Origin of the sequence: Curtobacterium sp. VKM Ac-2884 (assembly GCF_015350945.1) — a bacterium.
In the GTDB taxonomy this organism is placed as follows: Bacteria; Actinomycetota; Actinomycetes; order Actinomycetales; family Microbacteriaceae; genus Curtobacterium.
Genome location: NZ_JADKSA010000004.1, coordinates 351,157 through 369,289, shown reverse-complemented (window position 1 = coordinate 369,289; position 18,133 = coordinate 351,157). Strand labels below are relative to the sequence as shown.

Below are 18,133 nucleotides of genomic sequence, written 5' to 3'. Positions count from 1 at the left end.
CGACGTGCCCGACCCGTTCATCGACCTGCACGCGCACTCGAGTGTCTCCGACGGCACCGAGCGACCCGCGGAGCTCGTCCGAGCGGCCGCGGCCGCCGGCCTGGACGCCGTCGCGCTGACCGACCACGACACGACCGCCGGTTGGGCCGACGCGTCCGAGTCCGCACGCGAGCTGCCGCTGACGCTCCTGCCGGGTCTCGAGCTGAGCACGCGCATCGGTTTCCGCAGTGTGCACGTCCTCGGCTACCTGGTCGATCCGCAGGACCCGGGCCTGGTCGAGGAGACGGACCGCATCCGCTCCGGCCGCCTCTCGCGCGCGCACCGCATGGTCGACCGCATCGGCGAGGACCACCCGATCACCTGGGCCGACGTCCTGGCGCAGGCGAGCCCCGGGGCCACCATCGGCCGCCCGCACATCGCCGACGCGCTCGTCGCGCGGGGCCTGGAGTCCGACCGGAGCGCGGCGTTCCGCGGGATCCTGCACCCGGCATCCGGCTACTACGAACCGCACGAGGCGCCGTCGCCCCTGCGCGGCGTCGAACTCATCCGACAGGCGGGCGGTGTGCCGGTCATCGCGCACCCGGCAGCCTCGTCGCGGGGGATCGTCATCGACGAGCCGATGCTCCGCGACCTCGTCGACGCCGGGCTCGGCGGGCTCGAGGTGGACCACCGCGAGAACCTGGCGCACGGCAAGCGCACCCTGCTCGACTGGGCGTCGCGCTACGGCCTGTTCGTCACCGGTTCGAGCGACTACCACGGCACGGGCAAGCCGAACCGGCTCGGCGAGCACCGGACGGCGCGGGTCGCGTTCGACGCCATCCTGTCCGAGGCCACCGGCAGCGCGCCCGTGGTCGGCCCCGGCTCGCGCTTGTCCTGACCCGAGGCTCGTCCCCACCGGTCCGAGACTCGTGTTCAGCGACAGTTCTCGTGTCCGCGGGCGCGAGGAATGTCGCTCAGCCCGAGTCTCGGGGCGGTGTGCGGGCGGGGACGACGAAGGGCCCGTCGCGTCAGCGACGGACCCTTCGGTCTGGAGGCGCTACTCGCCGTCCGACGAACCCTGCGGTGCCGAGGCGGTCGCCGAGGCATCGCCGGTGCCGGCTCCGCGACGGCGGCGACGGCGGCGACGCTTCGCGGCGCCGTCGGTGGTCCCGCCCTCGGTGGCCGACGTGTCGTCGGTGGGCGCGGAGGTCGGAGCCGCGGACTCGGAGGCGGGAGCCTGCGAGGCGGGCTGCTCAGAGCCTCCTGACCGGGTGCGACTGCGCGACCGCGAACGCGACGCGTCACGCGGACCGGAGGCCGGACGGTCGCTGCTGCGCTTCTCGGCGGGGGCACCGGCCGACGCGGCGTGCGACGACGCACCGGGCAGACGGCCCTTGGTGCCCTTCGGGATGTCGAGTTCCTCGAACAGGTGCGGCGACGACGAGTAGGTCTCGACGGGCTCGGGGATGCCGAACTCGAGGGCCTTGTCGATCAGCGTCCACTTGTGCAGGTCGTCCCAGTCGACGAACGTGACCGCGATGCCGGTCTTGCCGGCACGGCCGGTACGACCGGCGCGGTGCAGGTAGGTGTCCGGGTCGTCCGGGATCGTGTGATTGATGACGTGCGTGACGTCGTCCACGTCGATGCCGCGGGCGGCGACGTCGGTGGCGATGAGCACGTCACGCTTGCCGGCCTTGAAGGCGGCCATCGCGCGCTCGCGCTGCTCCTGGTTGAGGTCACCGTGGACCGCTGCGGCGTTGAACCCGCGGTCCTTGAGCTCCTCGACCAGCTTCGCCGCCGCACGCTTGGTGCGGGTGAAGATCACGGTCTTGCCGCGGCCCTCGGCCTGGAGGATGCGGGCGATGACCTCGTCCTTGTCCAGGGAGTGCGCGCGGTAGATGAGGTGCTTGATGTTGGCCTGCATCAGGCCCTCGTCCGGGTCGGTCGCCCGGATGTGCACCGGACGGCTCATGAACCGGCGGGCGAGGGCGACGATCGGCGCGGGCATCGTGGCCGAGAACAGCATCGTGTGCCGTACCTCGGGGATGGCCTGGAAGATGCGCTCGATGTCCGACAGGAAGCCCAGGTCGAGCATGCGGTCGGCCTCGTCGAGGACGACCTCCTGCACGTGGGACAGGTCGAGGAGTCGCTGACGCTGCAGGTCGATGAGGCGCCCGGGCGTGCCGACCACGATCTGGGCACCGGCCTTGAGCTGCTCGATCTGGCCCTCGTACGCCTTGCCGCCGTAGATCGCCGCGACGGTGGTCGGGCGGTTCGAGGTGGCGACCTCGAGGTCCTCGGTCACCTGGACCGCGAGTTCGCGGGTCGGGACGACGACGAGGGCCTTGACGCCGGGGGCCGGGTCGGCGCCGAGTCGCTGGATGAGGGGGAGGCCGAACCCGAAGGTCTTGCCGGTACCGGTCTTGGCCTGGCCGATGATGTCCTGGCCGGTGAGGGCGAGCGGGATCGTCTGCTGCTGGATCGGGAAGGGCTCGAGGATGCCCTTGCCCGCGAGCGCGTCGACGATGTCCTGCTCGATGGAGAGGTCTGCGAAAGTCAAAGAATCACCTTAGTTCTGGTGGAAGTCCGGGCCAGTCTACCGATGGGCGGGTGGAGCGGGGCGCGAGGCGGTTCCCGCTATGCTCTCCGGGTGGTGTCGTGGTGGAACCGGAAGCGCGCGGCGCAGCTCGCAGCAGCGTGGCTCGCGTCGCGGAACCCGCGGAACGCAAGCCAGGTCAAGCGTCTGGCGCTCGACGACGTCACCCCCGAGCTCGACGTCTACCTGGGCCAGGCCGCGTACCTGCAGCTCTCCGTCTACGAGACGATGGGTCGTGCCGGTGCCTCGGCACCGACGCTGTCCGGTCGCCTGGTGACGGGTGTGCTCGCGACGACGGCGCTCGACCGGCACCGCACGATCGTCGCCGAGATCGAACGCAACGGGTCGGACCCGGCGGAACTGATGGCGCCGCACCGCGAGGCGATCGACCGGTTCCTCGAGCGCACGAGCGGCGCCGACTGGTACGAGTCGATGCTGACCGGCTACGTCACGGCGGGCATCCTGAACGACCTGTTCGGCAACCTGCTGCGGTCGCTGCCGAACGACGTGCGGCAGCGGTTGCGCTCCGTGTTCGACGCGCGTGAGGAACCCGCGGTCGTCGAGGAACTGACCGCCCGCATCGAGGACGACCCCGAGGTCGGCTCGCGCCTGGCGATGTGGGGCCGGCGTCTGGTCGGCGACACCCTGCTCGTGGCACGGTCGGCGCTGGCGTCGCACGCTCGCGAGGACCAGGAGCGGCTCGAGCCGGTCTGGACCGAACTGATCGCGGCGCACACCCGACGGATGGATGCACTCGGCCTGACGGCCTAGGCGCGGCGGTCCCGTGCTCGGCTCAGGCCCCGCGGGCCTTGAGTCGTTCGTAGTACTCGACGTCGCTCTTGTCGCGGCGCGTCCCGAGCAGCCACTCGACGACGAGGGCGACGACGCCCGCGCCGACCAGGGCCACGACCCAGATCCAGGTGGCGTCGTACCGCCAGCCGGCCCAGGTCAGTGCCTCCCACAGCACGGCAGCAGCGATGCCGCCCACGGCGGGCCCGATCAGGACGCCACGACTGGCGCGCCACGGCAGGACCACGTGCGCGATCCCGCCGATGATCAGGCCGCCGAGGACGGCGAAGAGCAGTTCCACGTCGTCAGGCGACGAAGCCGATGCGGCGTGCCTCTTCCGCGCCGACCTCGACGTACGCCAGGGCGGCGACCGGAACGATGAAGCGACGGCCCTTCTCGTCCTGGAGCGACAGGTGCGTCGCCTTCGACGCGAGGGCCTCAGACACGGCCTTCTCGATCTCGTCGGCGGTCTGGGCGGTCTCGAACGCGATCTCGCGCGGGCTGTTGATGATGCCGATCTTGATGTCCACGAGCACAGCGTATCCGAGCGGTCCCGGAGGACATCGGACGTTCGCCGCGGGCGCACTCGGCGGCCCGGGTACGCGCCGCGCCCGCGTCGGGCCGGGTGGTGTCGGCGGTCGTGGGTACCGTACGAGCGTGCCGCAGACCACGCTGACGCCAGCCCCCGCAGACGTCGGCGTCGCACGCGCCCTGGTCGACGACCCGTCCCAGACCGCCGTGCTCGCGCTGCCCGACGGCCGACACGCGGCGGTCATCGGCGCTCCCGGCACGGGCAAGACGACCACGCTCGCCCGGCTCGTCGCCGACCGGTTGCGCGGACCGCACGCGATCAGCCCCGACGGGCACGCCACCGTGCTCGCGCTGACCTCGTCGCGGACCGCTGCCACCGCCCTGCGTGACCGCCTCGCCGCCGCCGTCGACCGCGTGGTGCCCGGAGCGCTCGCCCGGACCGTGAACTCGTTGGCCTTCCAGATCGTCGCGCACGCCGCGGCGGTCCAGGGGCAGGAAGCACCCACGCTGCTGACCGGTGGCGAGCAGGACCGCATCATCGCCGACCTGCTCGCCGGTCACGAGCTCGACGGCACCGGTCCGGACTGGCCCGAACCCATCACCGCGGTGGTGCGGGAGCGCGCCGGGTTCCGGACCGCGATGCGCGACGTCATGATGCGTGCGGTCGCGGCGGGCGTCGAGCCCGAGGACATGCGCGAGCTCGGCGACGAGGGCGGTCGACCCGAGTGGCGGGCCGTCGGTGACTTCGTCGACGAGTACCGGGCCTCGGTCACCGCGTTCCGTGCGACCAGCCTCGACTCCGGTGAGCTCGTCGCGTTCGCCACCGCCGCCGTGCTGCGGGGGGAGCTGCCCGCGAGCGTCGCCGCCCTCGGACTCATCGTGGTCGACGACACCCAGGAACTCGTCGAGGGCGAGGTGGCACTGCTCGGTGCGCTCGCCCGGTCCGGCGTGCAGGTCGTCGCGTTCGGCGATCCGGACATCGCCGCCTCGGCGTTCCGCGGGGCCGAACCGGACGTGCTCGGGCGCCTGGCCGTGCGGCTCGGCGTGGACCGAGTCGACGAACTCTTCCTCGGCACCGTGCACCGGTACCCCGCGCCGATCCGGTCGTTGGTCTCCGGGATCACGGGGCGCATCGGCACGGCAGCGGCCGGTCGGCAGCGCGCGGCGACGGCGAGCGACGAGGACGCCCGAGCAGACGCCGTCGTGCACCTCGAGGCGGCGAGCCGGTCGGCGCTGCTCGTCGCCGTCGCCCGACGGCTCCGGGAGCACCGCCTGCTCGACGGTGTGCCGTGGCACCGGATGGCCGTCGTCACCCGCAGCGGCGCCGCGATCCCCGAGCTCGTGCGTGCGCTCTCGGTGGCCGAGGTCCCCGCGACCGCCGGTGCCGCGCCCGTCCGCCCCCGTGACGACTCGGCGGCGCGGGCACTGCTCGACGCCGCGGCGGTCGCCCTCGGGGTCCTGCCCCTCGACGCCGCCCTGGCCACCGCGTTCGCCACCGGGCCGCTCGGCGGACTCGACACCCTGGCGATGCGCCGGCTGCGGCTCGCCCTGCGGCGCGAAGAGCTCGCCGGCGACGGCACCCGCACGGCCGACGAACTCCTGATCGACGCGCTCGGTGCCCCGGAGCGTCTGGCCACGGTCGACGCCGGCTTCGCCAGACGGGCGACCCGACTCGCACGCAGTCTGGTGCAGGCACACGCCGACGCCGAGGCCGGATCGAGCATCGAGGAGATCCTCTGGGGCCTGTGGGAACGCAGCGGCCTCGCGAAGTCGTGGGGCGGGCAGTCCGCAGCCGGCGGGGTCGGAGCGGGCGAGGCGGACCGGCACCTCGACGCCGTCGTCGGCCTGTTCACCGCCGCCAAGCGGTTCGTCGAACGCACCCCGGACGCCCCGGCCCGGGTGTTCGTCGACGACCTGCTCGGCGCCGACCTGCCCGAGGACTCCATCGGACCCGACCGCACCGCCGGCCGGGTCCGGGTGCTCACCCCCTCGGCGACGATCGGACTCGAGTGCGACGTCGTCGTGGTGTTCGGACTGCAGGACGGCGTGTGGCCGAACACCCGGGTGCGTGGCAGTCTGCTCGACCCGGACGGTCTGGTCCGTGCGGCGTCGGGAGCCGAGCGTTCGCCGATCGACGACCGCGCCGCGGTGGTCGCCGACGAACTCCGCTTGTTCGCCCGCGCCGTCTCCCGCGCGACCACGCAGGTCGTGATCGGCACCGTCGCCAACGACGACGAGTCCCCGTCGCCGTTCGTCCGCCTGGTGCCGGTGCCGCCGGACCGGCAGCCGACCGTGCACCCGCTGTCCCTGCGCGGACTGGCCGGGTCCCTGCGACGTCGGGTCGTCCTGTCCGGCGACCACGAGGCCGCCTCGGCGCTCGCCCGGTTGGCCGCGGCCGAGGTCCCCGGGGCCGCACCGGACGACTGGTACGGCCTCGCCGAGCCCACCACCGACGAGCCGCTGGTCGACCTCGACGCCGAGCCGGTGCCCGAGGTCGAGGGCGGCGAGCCCGTCGCCCCGACCGTGTCCGTCTCGCCGTCGCGCATCGGCACGTTCGAGGAGTGCCCGGTGCACTGGTTCGTGCAGACCTTCGGCGGCGGTGCGCCGAGTCCGGCGATGGGGATCGGCACGATCGTGCACGAGGCGATGGAGCACGCGACCGAGATCGACGTCGAGTCGCTGTGGGAGCGGGTCGAGGCCCGGTGGGACGAACTGACCTTCGAGTCGCCGTGGGTGGCAGATCGGGAACGCGCGCGCACCCGCCGCATGATCGAGGGGCTCAGCGACTACCTGCGGACCTTCGCGGGCGCCGGCCGCCGGTTGCTCGGCGCCGAGACCTCGTTCGCCCTGGTCACCGGCCCCGCCCGGATGCGCGGCAGCATCGACCGCATCGAGGTCGACCCCGAAGGCCGCGTCAGCGTCGTGGACCTCAAGACCGGACGCTCGATGCCGAGCGAGAAGAACGACATGCCGGAGCACCCGCAGCTCGGCGCGTACCAGCTGGCGATCGAGGACGGCGCGGTCGAGGGCGTTCCGGCCGGCTCGGCCATGACGGACGCCCGACTCGTGTTCGTGCAGAACCCCCGCGGCGGGCACGCCTACTCGGAGCGCACCCAGCACGCGTTCGACGCCGAGGCGCGCGACGCCTACCGGGAGCGCCTGCACGGGGTCGCGCGCGGCATGGCCGGACGGACCTTCCTGGCGAACGTGGACGACCACTGCGAGAAGGCCCGGACCGGTGTCGAGTGCCGCATCCACGTGGTCTCGGAGGTGACCTGGTGACCGACACGACCGACACCACCGACACCACCGACACGTCCGGCACGACCGACACGACGGACGCGCCCGGAACCCACGCGCCCGCGATCCGGCACGGGGCCGACGCCATCGCCGACGCCCTCGGCCGCCCGCGCCCGACCGCACAGCAGCGCGCCGTCATCGAGTCCCCGCTCACCCCCGCCCTGGTCGTCGCCGGAGCCGGCAGCGGCAAGACCGAGACGATGGCGTCGCGGGTGGTCTGGCTGCTCGCGAACGGGATGGTCCGCCCCGACGAGGTCCTCGGTCTGACCTTCACCCGCAAGGCCGCCGGCGAGCTCTCGGTGCGCATCAACGACCGCATCCGTGCACTCGAGGACGTCGGTCTGATCACCCCGGGCGACGCCTTCGAAGCGCCCACTGTCTCGACCTACAACGCGTTCGCGAACGCCGTCTTCCGCGAGAACGCCCTGCTCGTCGGCCGCGACGGCGAGTCCCAGGTCCTGACCGAACCGTCCGCCTGGCAGCTGGCCCGCCGCGTCGTGGTGGCCGCGCGTGACGACCGTCTGGCCGGGCTCGACCGCGACGTCGACACGCTCACGGCGGCCGTCGTGGCGCTCGCCGGGGCCACGTCCGAGCACCTCGTCGAACCCGAGGACCTCCGCCGGTTCGCCGTCGAGTTCTCCGACCTGCTCGAACTGCCCGGCAACCGTGGCAAACCGTACAAGGCGATCACCGACGCCGTCGCCGCGATCGGTGCGCTGGAGCCCCTGGCCGACCTGGTCGCGGAGTTCCGGCGGCAGAAGGTCGACCGCGGCTTCGTCGAGTTCTCCGACCAGATCGCCCTGGCGCTCGCCGCGGCCGAGTCCGCGCCGCGGGTGGTCACGGACCTGCGGCAGCGGTTCGGCGTCGTGCTGCTCGACGAGTACCAGGACACCTCGGTGGTGCAGACCCGGTTCCTCGCCCGGCTGTTCCGCGGGCACTCGGTGATGGCCGTGGGCGACCCGCACCAGTCGATCTACGGGTTCCGCGGTGCGAGCGCCGCGAACCTCGCCCGCTTCCCGCACGACTTCGGCGGCACCGAGCCGGATGCGGTCCGGCCGGTGACGTTCGCGCTGTCGACGAGCTGGCGGAACCCGATCGACGTCCTCGCGGGGGCGAACGCGATCGTGGCGCCGCTGTCCGAGGCGTCCGAGGTCGACGTCGAGCGCCTGTCACCGCGACCCGGTGCGGACGCCGGGACGGTCCGGGCGGTGTTCCCGGAGACCCTGCCGGAAGAGGCCGACGAGGTCGCCTCGTGGTTCCAGGGCCACCGGAAGCGGAACCCGACCGGGTCGATGGCCCTGCTGCTCCGTGCCCGCAAGGACCTGGCGTCGTTCACCGCGGCGCTCGGAGCGCGCGCGGTGCCCTTCCACGTGCTCGGCACCGGCGGCCTGCTCCAGCGCCCCGAGATCGTGGACCTGGTCGCGTGCCTGCGGGTGCTGCACGACCCGGCTGCCGGCAACGACCTCATCCGGTTGCTCGCGGGTGCCCGGTGGCGGGTGGGCGCCGCGGACGTCGTCGCCCTGCACCACCTCGCGCGGTGGCTGTTCCAGCGCGACCACACCCAGCAGCGGCTCGACGACGAACTGACGGCGGCGTTCCGCGCCTCGGTGGCCGCGGGGGAGCACGGTTCGATCGTCGACGCCCTGGACTTCGTGGCGACCGCACCGGACGAGCACGGCGCGCTCGAGGGCATCACGCCCGCCGGCCGCAGCCGGATGCGGGCGCTCGGCGCGCAGCTCGCGATGCTGCGGTCGCGGGCCGGCAGCGACCTGGTCGACTTCGTGACGCTCGTGGTGCAGGAGATGCGGCTCGACATCGAGGTCGCGGCGCACGAGCAGGGCAGCGGGGCTTACCTCGATGCCTTCATCGACGAGCTCGCCGGGTTCGTGTCCACCGACGACCGCGCCGACCTCGGCTCGTTCCTGGGCTGGATCGACGCCGCCGCCCGCCGTGACGACATGGGCCCGCGCTCCGAGGAACCCGAAGCCGGCACGGTCCAGATCCTGACGATCCACGGGTCGAAGGGCCTCGAGTGGGACGCCGTCGCGGTGCCGCGCATGGTCGAGGGCGGGCTGCCCGCGCGGCCGCAGGAGGGCTCGTCCGGGTGGCTCGGCTTCGGCCGTCTGCCGTACGAGTTCCGGGGGGACGGCGCCGAGCTGCCGAGCCTGGCGTGGCGCGGGCAGGAGACCCAGAAGGACGTCACGACCGCGATCGACGCCTTCAAGGAGCAGGTGAAGGCCCGCAACGAGGACGAGGAACGACGACTCACGTACGTCGCACTGACCCGTGCCCGCCACGACCTGCTCGTGTCCGGTTCGTTCTGGGCCGGCGGCGTGCGCCCCACCGAGCCGAGCCGGTACCTGCACGACCTGGTCGAGGCCGGGGTCGTCGACGGCACCGCGATCCCGGAGACCACCGTGCACGACGAGAACCCCCTCGGCGAGGACGGCGCCCGGCAGCTCTGGCCGCACGTGCCGTTCGGGCAGCGAGCGCCCCGGGTGCTGGCGGCGGCCGAGCGGGTGCGGAACGCCAACCCCGGTGCCTCCGGCCGGTACGCGGCCGACATCGACCTGCTGCTCGCCGAACGACGCGCGACCCGGAACGCGAAGCACGCGGTCGTGGTCCCGCACCGCGTGCCGGCGTCCGGCTTCAAGGACTACCTGACCGAGCCGGACACGGTGGCCGAACGCCTGCGGCGGCCGATGCCGGAGCGTCCGTACCGAGCGACCCGGCTCGGCACGCTCTTCCACCAGTGGGTGGAGCAGCGTGCCCGTTCGGGCGGGTCGCTCGAGACCCTCGACGTGTGGGGCGACGAACTCGACCTCGACGCCGACGACCTGGTCGACGCCTCGCCGGACGCCGTGGTCACGGACGACGACGCCCGACGGCTGGCCGACTTCCAGGCCACCTTCGCCCGCTCACGGTGGGCCGGCCGCACGCCGGTCGAGGTCGAGCGGGAGATCCACATCCCGTTCCTCGGGCACAGCGTCGTCTGCAAGCTCGACGCCGTCTACGAGATCGACGGGCGTGCCGAGGTCGTCGACTGGAAGACGGGCAAGGCACCGTCCGGTGCCGACGACCTGGCCCGACGGACGCTGCAGCTCGCCCTGTACCGGGTGGCCTACGCCGAGTTCACCGGTCGACCGCTCGACCAGGTCGACGCCGTGTTCTACTTCGTCGCGGACGACCTCGAGGTGCGTCCGACCGAGCTGCTGGACCGTGCCGGCCTCGAGCGCGCCTGGACGGCCGCGATCGGCTGACGGGCCACCGAGCTGCCGAGCTGCTGGGTCGCCGGGTCCTGGCTGATCGACGACGTGACCGCCCGGCAGACGTGACCGCTCGGCGGAGCGCCCCGCGCCCGTCCGGCAACGCACTGGAGGCCCGGTGCCGGCCCGCCGGACCGGCACCGGACCTCCAGGCGGTCGCGGACACCGCGTCCCGTGCGACCGTCGTCGGCCACACGACCGACGCGTGGGGTCAGCCGTGTCGGCGTTCGGTCGACGACAGCAACTGCTCGACCTCGCCGATCTCCATCGTCTCGGGGGACACCGACTGCAGCGGCTCCGCGCTCGGCGCGTGCACCGCGTCGACCAGTCGGTGCATCATGGCGACCGCGTCGTCGACGACCTCGGTGCTCTTCGCCTGGACGCCGTGCAGCAGCCAGTGCGCCGTCTCGAGTTCGTGGTGCACGCGGGCGCGCTGCGCGAGCTGGCGGTCGCGTCCGCCCCCGTTCGCCTCGTAGGCGCTCAGGACGGTGTCGAAGGCGTCGCGTCGGCCGGCGAGCACCCAGGCGAGGTCCTTCGCCGGGTCGCCGAGTCGGAGCTCGCCCCAGTCGAGGATCCCGCTGACGGCGTCGCCCTCGACGAGCAGCACGCCGGTGCCGATCGATCCGTGCACGACGGTGGGGGTGAACTGCCACAGCTGCTGGTCGCGCGCGGCACCCTCCCACCGTTCGACCAGGGCGGCGGGCACGAGCTTGGTGGCGACGGCGCGATCCATCACGGACACGGCGGAGCGCAGCACCTCGAAAGGGGTGAGCGACGGCAGGCCGGCGTCCGAGACGAAGCTCGTCGGCAGCTGGTGGATCGCGGCGAGGGCGCGGCCGACGCTCGTGGCGAGCTCGGGGCGCTCGGCGAACGACGCGAGCGTCGGGTGCGCGCCCGGCAGCCGGGTGGTGACGATGGCGCGGGTCGATCCGATCGGCGCCTGACCGCGGTACTCGGCCACACCGAACGGGAGGCGCGTGCGGATCCCGGCGCTCAGCGCACGGATCGCGACGAGGTCGGCCGACTGCCGGGCTTCCGCCCGCTGGTTCCGGGGACGTCGGATGACCGTCAGGGCGCCGTCGGCGTCGCGGAGGAGAGCCGACTCGTAGTCGCCGGCCGCGGCCGAGCCGAGCGTGCGCGTGCCCGTGACGACGAGACCGGGCACGGCCGTCGTCGCCAACGCGGCTAGAGTGAACTGGGATCCCGCCATGCCCCTCAGGGTAGGTGCGTGACGCCTGCACCGGTGCACGCCACGCTGTTCCCGAAGCCTTCCCAGTACGCCTTGCCGCACGCCTTGCCCGCAGGCCTCGCCTGCACCTGAACCGAGGAGCCCTCTGCCGTGACCGTCGAGTTCGCCTCCCGGCTCCCGCTGTCCCGCAACGAACTCGACCGCGACGCCGAGTTCCGCACGACGCCGGACCTCGACCGGGTCCTGCGCGAGGACTCCGCGACCCGGTACCTGCCGGTGCACGGCTCGGAGATGCTCCGGAACGCCGACGGCACCCTGCGGTTCGTGACCGGTGCCGACGTGCCCGACGGCACCGTGACGCTGTACCTCGGCCGCGCCGTGTCCGACGCTGCCGACGCCCCAGCCGGCACCCGCTTCGTCGCGGCCCTCGTCGACGACGCCACCGCGTCGGCCATCGAACCGTCCGACGACGCGTGGGAGAGCCTGCGCATGTTCGGCACCGAGCTGTCCCCGCGCGACCAGGGCCTGGCGGTCGAGGCCGTGGCGATGGCGAACTGGCACGCCGTCCACGGCTTCTCGCCCCGCACCGGGTCCGCGACCGACGTCGTCACCGGCGGCTGGGTCCGCCGCGACCCCGAAGGACACGAGCACTTCCCGCGCACCGACGCCGCGATCATCGTCGGTGTCGTCGACGCCGACGACCGCATCCTGCTCGGCTCGAACGCCGCGTGGGACGCCAACCGCTACTCGCTGCTCGCCGGGTTCGTCGAACCGGGCGAGTCGCTCGAGGACGCCGTCCGCCGCGAGGTCTTCGAGGAGTCCGGCGTGCACGTCGAGGAGCCCGAGTACCTCGGCTCGCAGCCGTGGCCGTTCCCCGCGTCGCTGATGGTCGGCTTCCGTGCCCGCGCGGTGGACGGCGACCCGTCGACCGCCCGGCCCGACGGCGTCGAGATCCTCGACGTGCGCTGGTTCTCGCGCGAGGACATCCGGGAGCGTGCGGGGGACACCCTGCTGCTGCCCGGTCGGACCTCGATCGCCCGCGCCATCATCGAGGAGTGGTACGGCGGGCCGCTGGACCTGCCGTGAGCAGCGCTGGTCGTGGGCCGGTGCCAGCTGGTGCAGCCGGTTCGGCCGGTTCGGCCGGGTCGGCCGGTTCGGCCGGTTCGGCCGGTTCGGCCGGGTCGGCCGAGGTCCGTCCGCCGTCGCCCGATGAACTCCTCGCCGCTCTCGACACCGAGCAACGAACCGTCGCCCGGACCCTGCTCGGCCCCGTCGCGGTCCTGGCGGGCGCCGGCACCGGCAAGACCCGTGCGATCACCCACCGCATCGCCTACGGGGTCGCGACCGGCACCTACGCGCCGAACCACGTCCTCGCGCTGACGTTCACCACCCGCGCCGCCGGGGAACTGCGGTCGCGGCTCCGCTCGCTCGGCGCCGGCACGGTGCAGGCTCGGACCTTCCACGCCGCGGCGATGGCGCAGCTCAGCTACTTCTGGCCGGACACCGTCGGCGGGCACGCACCGAAGATCGTCGAGTCCAAGGGTCGGATGATCGCGCACGCCGCGGACACCGTCGGGATGTCGGTCGACACCCCGGTGCTGCGCGACCTGGCCGCCGAGGTCGAGTGGCGCAAGGTGCAGATGCTCTCGCTCGAGGAGTACGAGGCCGCCGCCGCCGAGCGCGTGATGCCGCGCGACACCTCACCGCGCCGGGTGATCGACCTGATGAAGGCCTACGAGCGCCTGAAGGACGACCGCCGACAGCTCGACTTCGAGGACGTCCTGCTCGCCACGCTCGGCATGGTCGAGTCGGAGCCGCGGGTGGCGTCCTACGTGCGGCAGCAGTACCGGTTCTTCGTCGTCGACGAGTACCAGGACGTCTCGCCCGTGCAGCACGACCTGCTGCGGGCCTGGCTCGGCGGGCGCGACGACCTGTGCGTCGTCGGCGACGCCAGCCAGACGATCTACTCGTTCGCCGGTGCGTCGAGCGACTACCTGCTCGGCTTCGGCTCGGAGTTCCCCCGCGGCTCGGTCGTGCGACTCGAGCGGAACTACCGCTCCACCCGCGAGGTCGTGCACGCCGCCAACGCCCTGATGCGCGGGCAACCGGGCGCGCTCGACCTGGTCGCCCAGACGGACGAAGCCGGCCCCGACCCCGTCGTGGTGCCGTGCGTGCACGACGGCGACGAGGCGCAGACCATCGCCCGACGGATCGCGGAACTCGTCGCCGGCGGAGCGTCGTACGGCGACTGCGCGGTGCTGTTCCGCGTCGGCGCCCAGTCCGCGGCCCTCGAGTCCGCGCTCGGCCGCAACGGCATCCCCTACCGGGTGCAGGGCGGCACGCGCTTCTTCAACCGGCCCGAGGTGAAGCTCGCGGTGCACCACATGCGCGGCGAGGCGATCCGGCAGACCGACGACGAACTGACCCGCCGTGTCCGCCTCGTGCTGCAGGTCAGCGGGTGGACGTCGACCGCCCCCGAGGGCACCGGCGCCGTCCGCGAGCAGTGGGAAGCGCTGCAGGCGATCATGGGCCTGGCCGAGGACGCCCCCGCCGGGACGACCATGCAGCAGTTCACCCAGGACCTGGTGGACCGTGCCGCGACCCACCACGAGCCCGAGGTCGACGCCGTGACCCTGGCGACCCTGCACTCATCCAAGGGCCTCGAGTGGCCGAACGTGGTCATCGCCGGTGCCGCCGAGGGCCTGTTGCCGATCTCGCACGCCACCACCGACACCGAGGTTGACGAGGAACGGCGCCTGTTCTACGTCGGCCTGACCCGCGCCCGGCGGACCGTGACGATCACGTGGTCGAGACAGGGTTCCACGCGTGGGGGAGCCCGCGCTCCGAGTCGGTTCCTGGCAGCGCTCGGCACGCGCACCGCGGATGGAGCGGCACCGACCACCGGCTGACGGCCAGGTCGTCGCGGTCGAACACCACCTGGTCCGGGTCGGCACGTTGCGACCGGAGCGGCAGGCGCTGCACGAGCAGCCGGGTGGTGGCCGCGGCCACCGCGGCGGACCGCCATGGTGACAGCGTCGACGGTGGCCGTCCCCACAGCTGCGACGCGATCGCCGGCCACGCCGGGTCGTCGTCCACGCGTGCGAACTCGGCGCACTGGAGGCACGGGCCGGCCCCCGGGACCACGAACGGCCCGAGGCGGATGCGGCCGTCGCCCACCACGACCGCCAGGTGCGGCACGCCCCTGCGGGTCCAGGCGGCGCGGAGCGCCGGGTCGACGACGTGGTCGGCGACCACCACGGCGAGCCGGGGTTCGTGCTCCGGCAGGTCGACGGGGCCGCCCCGCGGGGACGAGGTCCGGGCGACGGTCACGCCCTCGCCGGACAGGTGTGCCGCGATCGTGTCCGCCAACCCGCCGGCCCCGTGCACCTCGACCCGTTCGAGCGGTTCGGGCAGGACGTCGATCACCGCGGGGGACGCCGCACCGAGCACGCGCGCGGCGACGTCCGGTGGGCAGCCCGAGGTGACGGCGAGGCCGCTCAGGGCCTCGCGCCCCGTCTCACGCCGCAGGGCACTGAGGAACCGTTCCTCGCCCGTGGTCGGGACGTCGACGACGGCACGAGGCGGATCGACCCCGAGTTGCACCGTCGTCGGGTCGCGCCAGACGAACTCGAGTGTCGGATCGATGCGGATGCCCATGACCCCACGGTGCCCGAGTCGGGGGGCACGCGTGGGGCCGGTGGTGGATCTGTGGAGAACTCGGCGGGGCCGGACTCAGCGGGGTTGGTCGCCGGGGCGGTCCTCGTCGGTGCCCGTTCTGTCGGGGCCGCTCTCGTCGGTGCCGGTTCCGTCGGTGCCGCTCTCGTCGGTGCCCGTTCCGTCGGTGCCCGGGGCGCCGTCGTCGATCCGGCCGGACTCGTCCTCGTGCGGACGGGCGCCGGTGGCGTCGTTGAGCAGGTCCTCGAGCGCCTTGTCGAACGCGTCGTCCTCCTCCGTCTGCGCGGGGTTCCGCAGTCGGGCGACCAGGGCGTCCGGCGCGTCGACGTCGTCGGACGTGGGGACCAGGTCGAAGTGCGACCAGAGCGCGTCACGCTGCTCGGCACCGAGCTCGTCCGTCACCCGCTGCCACATCGCGGCGGCCTCGCGCAGACGGCGGGGTCGCAGTTCGAGGCCGACGAGCGTCGCGAACGCGGACTCGGCGGGTCCTCCGGCTGCCCGGCGACGGCGGACCATCTCGGCGATGGCGCCGCTCTTCGGCAGCCGGACGGTGGCGGCGGCGGTCACCGTGTCGACCCAGCCCTCGACGAGCGCGAGCATGGTCTCGAGACGTGCCAGCGCAGCGTCCTGCTCGGGCGTGCGCGGCGGGATGAGCGCACCCGAGGCGAGCGCGTCCCGCAGCTGCTCCTGGTTGGTCGGGTCGATGTCCGCAGCGAGCTCCTCGACGCGGTCGAACGGGATGTGGATGCCCCGTGCGTAGTCCGTGATCGACGAGATGATGTGCAGTCGCAGCCACCGCGCCGAGCGGAAGAGCCGTGCGTGGGCGAGTTCGCGGACCGCCAGGTAGATGCGGACCTCGTCCTCGGAGACGTCGAGTCCCTCGGCGAACTCGGCCACGTTCTGCGGCAGGAGTGCAGCGACCTGCTCGTCCAGCAGCGGGACACCGACGTCACCGCCGGACACGACCTCCTTCGACAGCTGGCCGACGACCTGGCCGAGCTGGATGGCGAAGAGGGCCCCGCCGACGCCGCGCATCGCCTTCGAGACGTCGCCGAGCATCGCCTTGAGTTCTTCGGGAGCACGCTGGTCGATGGCCTCGGTCAGCGCATCGGCGATGCTGAACGCGACGGGCTCGGCGATCTGGGTCCACACCGGAACCGTCGCCTTCGCCCACTGCTCCCGCGTGTACAGGCTCGGGGTCGCGGTGAGTTCGGCCACGGTCGTGACCTCGTCCAACCAGAGGGCGGCGACCTGGAACGCCTGGTCGGCCGCCTGCGAGGCCACCGGGTCGACGGCGTGCCCACCCTCGCGGGCGATCGCGGTGGCGCGCTCGGCGGTCGCGGAGAAGTCGATGCCGTCGCCGCCGGACTGCGCGGCCCGCTGCAGCTGGCTCATCAGGTTCGCGACGAAGGCCGGGTCGTTCGGCAGGCCGGCTGCACCGGCGAGCTGCGACGGGTCGATCTGGCCCTCGCCCGAGAGCAGCTTGCGCAGCATCTCCTGGAAGTCGTCGTCCGGCCCCGGCTGTGGTTCATCAGGCATGCCGACTACGCTAATCGCTGCTCACGGGGCCGCACCTGGGATGCCCCCGTGGGAACGCCCGAACCGCTGCGCCGAGGGCGAACAGTCCCGCCGCACGGCGAGGACGACCGCCCTGCCGTCAGGCCCGGCGACCGCCCCTGGAAGGACCCCGCGTGACCCTCTTCGCCCCCGCGCCCCGTCGTCGTTCGCGTGCCAGGACCGTCGGGTGGGCGTTCGTGATCGGCGCCGTCGTGCTGGGGATCCTGGCGAGCGTGCTGCCGAGCCCGTACCTGATCGAGGTCCCCGGACCGGTCTACAACACCATCGGGACGCAGAAGCAGGGCACGGGCAAGGACGCGAAGGACGTCAAGCTGATCCAGGTCTCCGGGCACGAGACCTACCCCACCGCCGGGGCGCTCGACATGCTGACGGTCGGCATCCAGGGCGACGCGACGAACCGTCCGTCGTGGACCAGCGTCGTCCGGGCGATCTTCACGAAGTCCGAGGCCGTGATCCCGGTCGAGGCGATCTACCCGACCGGCACCACCACCGAGCAGGTCAACCAGCAGGACTCCGCCGACATGCAGGCGTCGCAGCAGTCCGCCGTGGCCGCAGCACTCATCCAGCAGGGCAACGACCTGCCGACGGAGCTCGAGGTCGGCACGGTGCAGAAGGGTTCGGCTGCTGACGGCCCGATCGAGAAGGGCGACGTCATCACGGCCTTCGACGGCACCTCGCTCACGACGAACGCCGACGCCACCTCGCTGCGGGAGCTCGTCGCGAAGCACGGCACCTCGACCCCGGCCACCGTCACGATCGAGCGCGACGGTGCGACGAAGGACGTCCGGGTGACCCCGCGCGACGAGCAGGGCACCGCGCTCCTGGGCGTCGGCGTCACGGAGAAGTACGACTTCCCGTTCGACGTCTCGATCAAGCTGCAGGACGTCGGCGGCCCCTCGGCCGGCATGATGTTCGCGCTCGGGATCATCGACGAGATCACACCAGGCAAGCTCAACGGCGGCAAGCACGTCGCGGGCACGGGCACGATCACCGCCGACGGCGAGGTCGGAGCCATCGGCGGCATCCGGCAGAAGCTCTACGGGGCGCGAGAAGCGGGAGCGACGGTGTTCCTCGCCCCGGCCGACAACTGCGGCGAGGTCGTCGGGCACGTGCCGGACGGGCTCGACGTCTACAAGGTGTCGACGCTCGACCAGGCCGTCACCGACCTGCAGACCATCGCCGACGGGAAGAGCACCGCGAAGCTCGCCCGCTGCGGTTCCTGACCGGGTT

13 protein-coding genes are annotated in these 18,133 nt (G+C 73.0%); 7 read left to right on the top strand and 6 right to left on the bottom strand.

Features of this window, described 5'->3' with window-relative positions; all coding sequences use genetic code 11:
• Positions 1 to 4 precede the first annotated feature (4 nt).
• Complete coding sequence (locus ITJ60_RS13260) at positions 5 to 877, top strand: PHP domain-containing protein (protein ID WP_194648236.1); 873 nt, start codon at positions 5 to 7, stop codon at positions 875 to 877.
• A gap of 159 nt (positions 878 to 1,036) precedes the next feature.
• Here ITJ60_RS13260 and ITJ60_RS13255 read toward each other — a convergent pair whose 3' ends face one another.
• On the bottom strand, positions 1,037 to 2,539 hold the full coding sequence (locus tag ITJ60_RS13255) for a DEAD/DEAH box helicase (RefSeq protein ID WP_194648235.1): 1,503 nt from the start codon (positions 2,537 to 2,539) through the stop codon (positions 1,037 to 1,039).
• A gap of 90 nt (positions 2,540 to 2,629) precedes the next feature.
• On the opposite strand from ITJ60_RS13255, the gene ITJ60_RS13250 reads away from it, so the two are divergent.
• Positions 2,630 to 3,346, top strand: a complete 717-nt coding sequence (locus tag ITJ60_RS13250; protein WP_235035842.1) for a ferritin-like fold-containing protein — start codon at positions 2,630 to 2,632, stop codon at positions 3,344 to 3,346.
• 22 nt (positions 3,347 to 3,368) lie between these two features.
• On the opposite strand, the gene ITJ60_RS13245 is transcribed toward ITJ60_RS13250, so the two are convergent.
• Both ITJ60_RS13245 and ITJ60_RS13240 read right to left on the bottom strand, forming a co-directional pair.
• Positions 3,369 to 3,665 carry a hypothetical protein gene (locus tag ITJ60_RS13245; RefSeq protein WP_123294090.1) on the bottom strand — a complete coding sequence of 99 codons (297 nt, stop codon included), beginning with the start codon at positions 3,663 to 3,665 and terminating at the stop codon, positions 3,369 to 3,371.
• A gap of 4 nt (positions 3,666 to 3,669) precedes the next feature.
• Positions 3,670 to 3,894 carry a DUF3107 domain-containing protein gene (locus tag ITJ60_RS13240; protein ID WP_111084998.1) on the bottom strand — a complete coding sequence of 75 codons (225 nt, stop codon included), beginning with the start codon at positions 3,892 to 3,894 and terminating at the stop codon, positions 3,670 to 3,672.
• 127 nt (positions 3,895 to 4,021) lie between these two features.
• Between ITJ60_RS13240 and ITJ60_RS13235 the strand changes: the two genes are divergently transcribed.
• The gene (locus ITJ60_RS13235) at positions 4,022 to 7,177 is read left to right on the top strand and encodes a PD-(D/E)XK nuclease family protein (RefSeq protein ID WP_194648234.1); all 3,156 of its coding nucleotides are present in this window, start codon (positions 4,022 to 4,024) and stop codon (positions 7,175 to 7,177) included.
• The gene (locus tag ITJ60_RS13230) at positions 7,174 to 10,455 is read left to right on the top strand and encodes an ATP-dependent DNA helicase (RefSeq protein ID WP_323749177.1); all 3,282 of its coding nucleotides are present in this window, start codon (positions 7,174 to 7,176) and stop codon (positions 10,453 to 10,455) included. Before ITJ60_RS13235 ends, ITJ60_RS13230 begins: the two co-directional genes overlap by 4 nt.
• A gap of 217 nt (positions 10,456 to 10,672) precedes the next feature.
• Here the strand turns inward: ITJ60_RS13230 and ITJ60_RS13225 are convergent, their stop codons facing one another.
• Positions 10,673 to 11,671, bottom strand: coding sequence for a phosphotransferase (locus tag ITJ60_RS13225; RefSeq protein ID WP_194648233.1), 999 nt, complete (start codon positions 11,669 to 11,671; stop codon positions 10,673 to 10,675).
• A gap of 129 nt (positions 11,672 to 11,800) precedes the next feature.
• Between ITJ60_RS13225 and nudC the strand changes: the two genes are divergently transcribed.
• Together nudC and ITJ60_RS13215 are read left to right on the top strand one after the other, a co-directional pair.
• The gene (gene nudC / locus ITJ60_RS13220) at positions 11,801 to 12,736 is read left to right on the top strand and encodes an NAD(+) diphosphatase (protein WP_194648232.1); all 936 of its coding nucleotides are present in this window, start codon (positions 11,801 to 11,803) and stop codon (positions 12,734 to 12,736) included.
• 20 nt (positions 12,737 to 12,756) lie between these two features.
• Complete coding sequence (locus tag ITJ60_RS13215) at positions 12,757 to 14,559, top strand: ATP-dependent helicase (RefSeq protein ID WP_194648231.1); 1,803 nt, start codon at positions 12,757 to 12,759, stop codon at positions 14,557 to 14,559.
• Here ITJ60_RS13215 and ITJ60_RS13210 read toward each other — a convergent pair.
• Positions 14,450 to 15,307: a hypothetical protein gene (locus ITJ60_RS13210; protein ID WP_194648230.1), complete on the bottom strand. Its 858-nt coding sequence runs from the start codon at positions 15,305 to 15,307 to the stop codon at positions 14,450 to 14,452. The genes ITJ60_RS13215 and ITJ60_RS13210 overlap by 110 nt on opposite strands.
• A 75-nt stretch (positions 15,308 to 15,382) precedes the next feature.
• Positions 15,383 to 16,864 (bottom strand): zinc-dependent metalloprotease, encoded by a 1,482-nt coding sequence (locus ITJ60_RS13205; RefSeq protein ID WP_228510215.1) that lies wholly within the window; start codon positions 16,862 to 16,864, stop codon positions 15,383 to 15,385.
• 152 nt (positions 16,865 to 17,016) lie between these two features.
• Here ITJ60_RS13205 and ITJ60_RS19345 point away from each other — a divergent pair, with 152 nt between their 5' ends.
• Entirely contained in the window at positions 17,017 to 18,126 is a 1,110-nt protein-coding gene (locus tag ITJ60_RS19345; protein WP_323749176.1) for a PDZ domain-containing protein, read from the top strand.
• The last annotated feature ends 7 nt before the right edge of the window (positions 18,127 to 18,133 follow it).

Coding starts and splice junctions, on each gene's coding strand:
- ITJ60_RS13210 (WP_194648230.1), bottom strand. CDS start 15,307: ATGGGCATCCGCATCGATCCGACACTCGAGTTCGTCTGGCGCGACCCG.
- ITJ60_RS13205 (WP_228510215.1), bottom strand. CDS start 16,864: ATGCCTGATGAACCACAGCCGGGGCCGGACGACGACTTCCAGGAGATG.
- ITJ60_RS13225 (WP_194648233.1), bottom strand. CDS start 11,671: ATGGCGGGATCCCAGTTCACTCTAGCCGCGTTGGCGACGACGGCCGTG.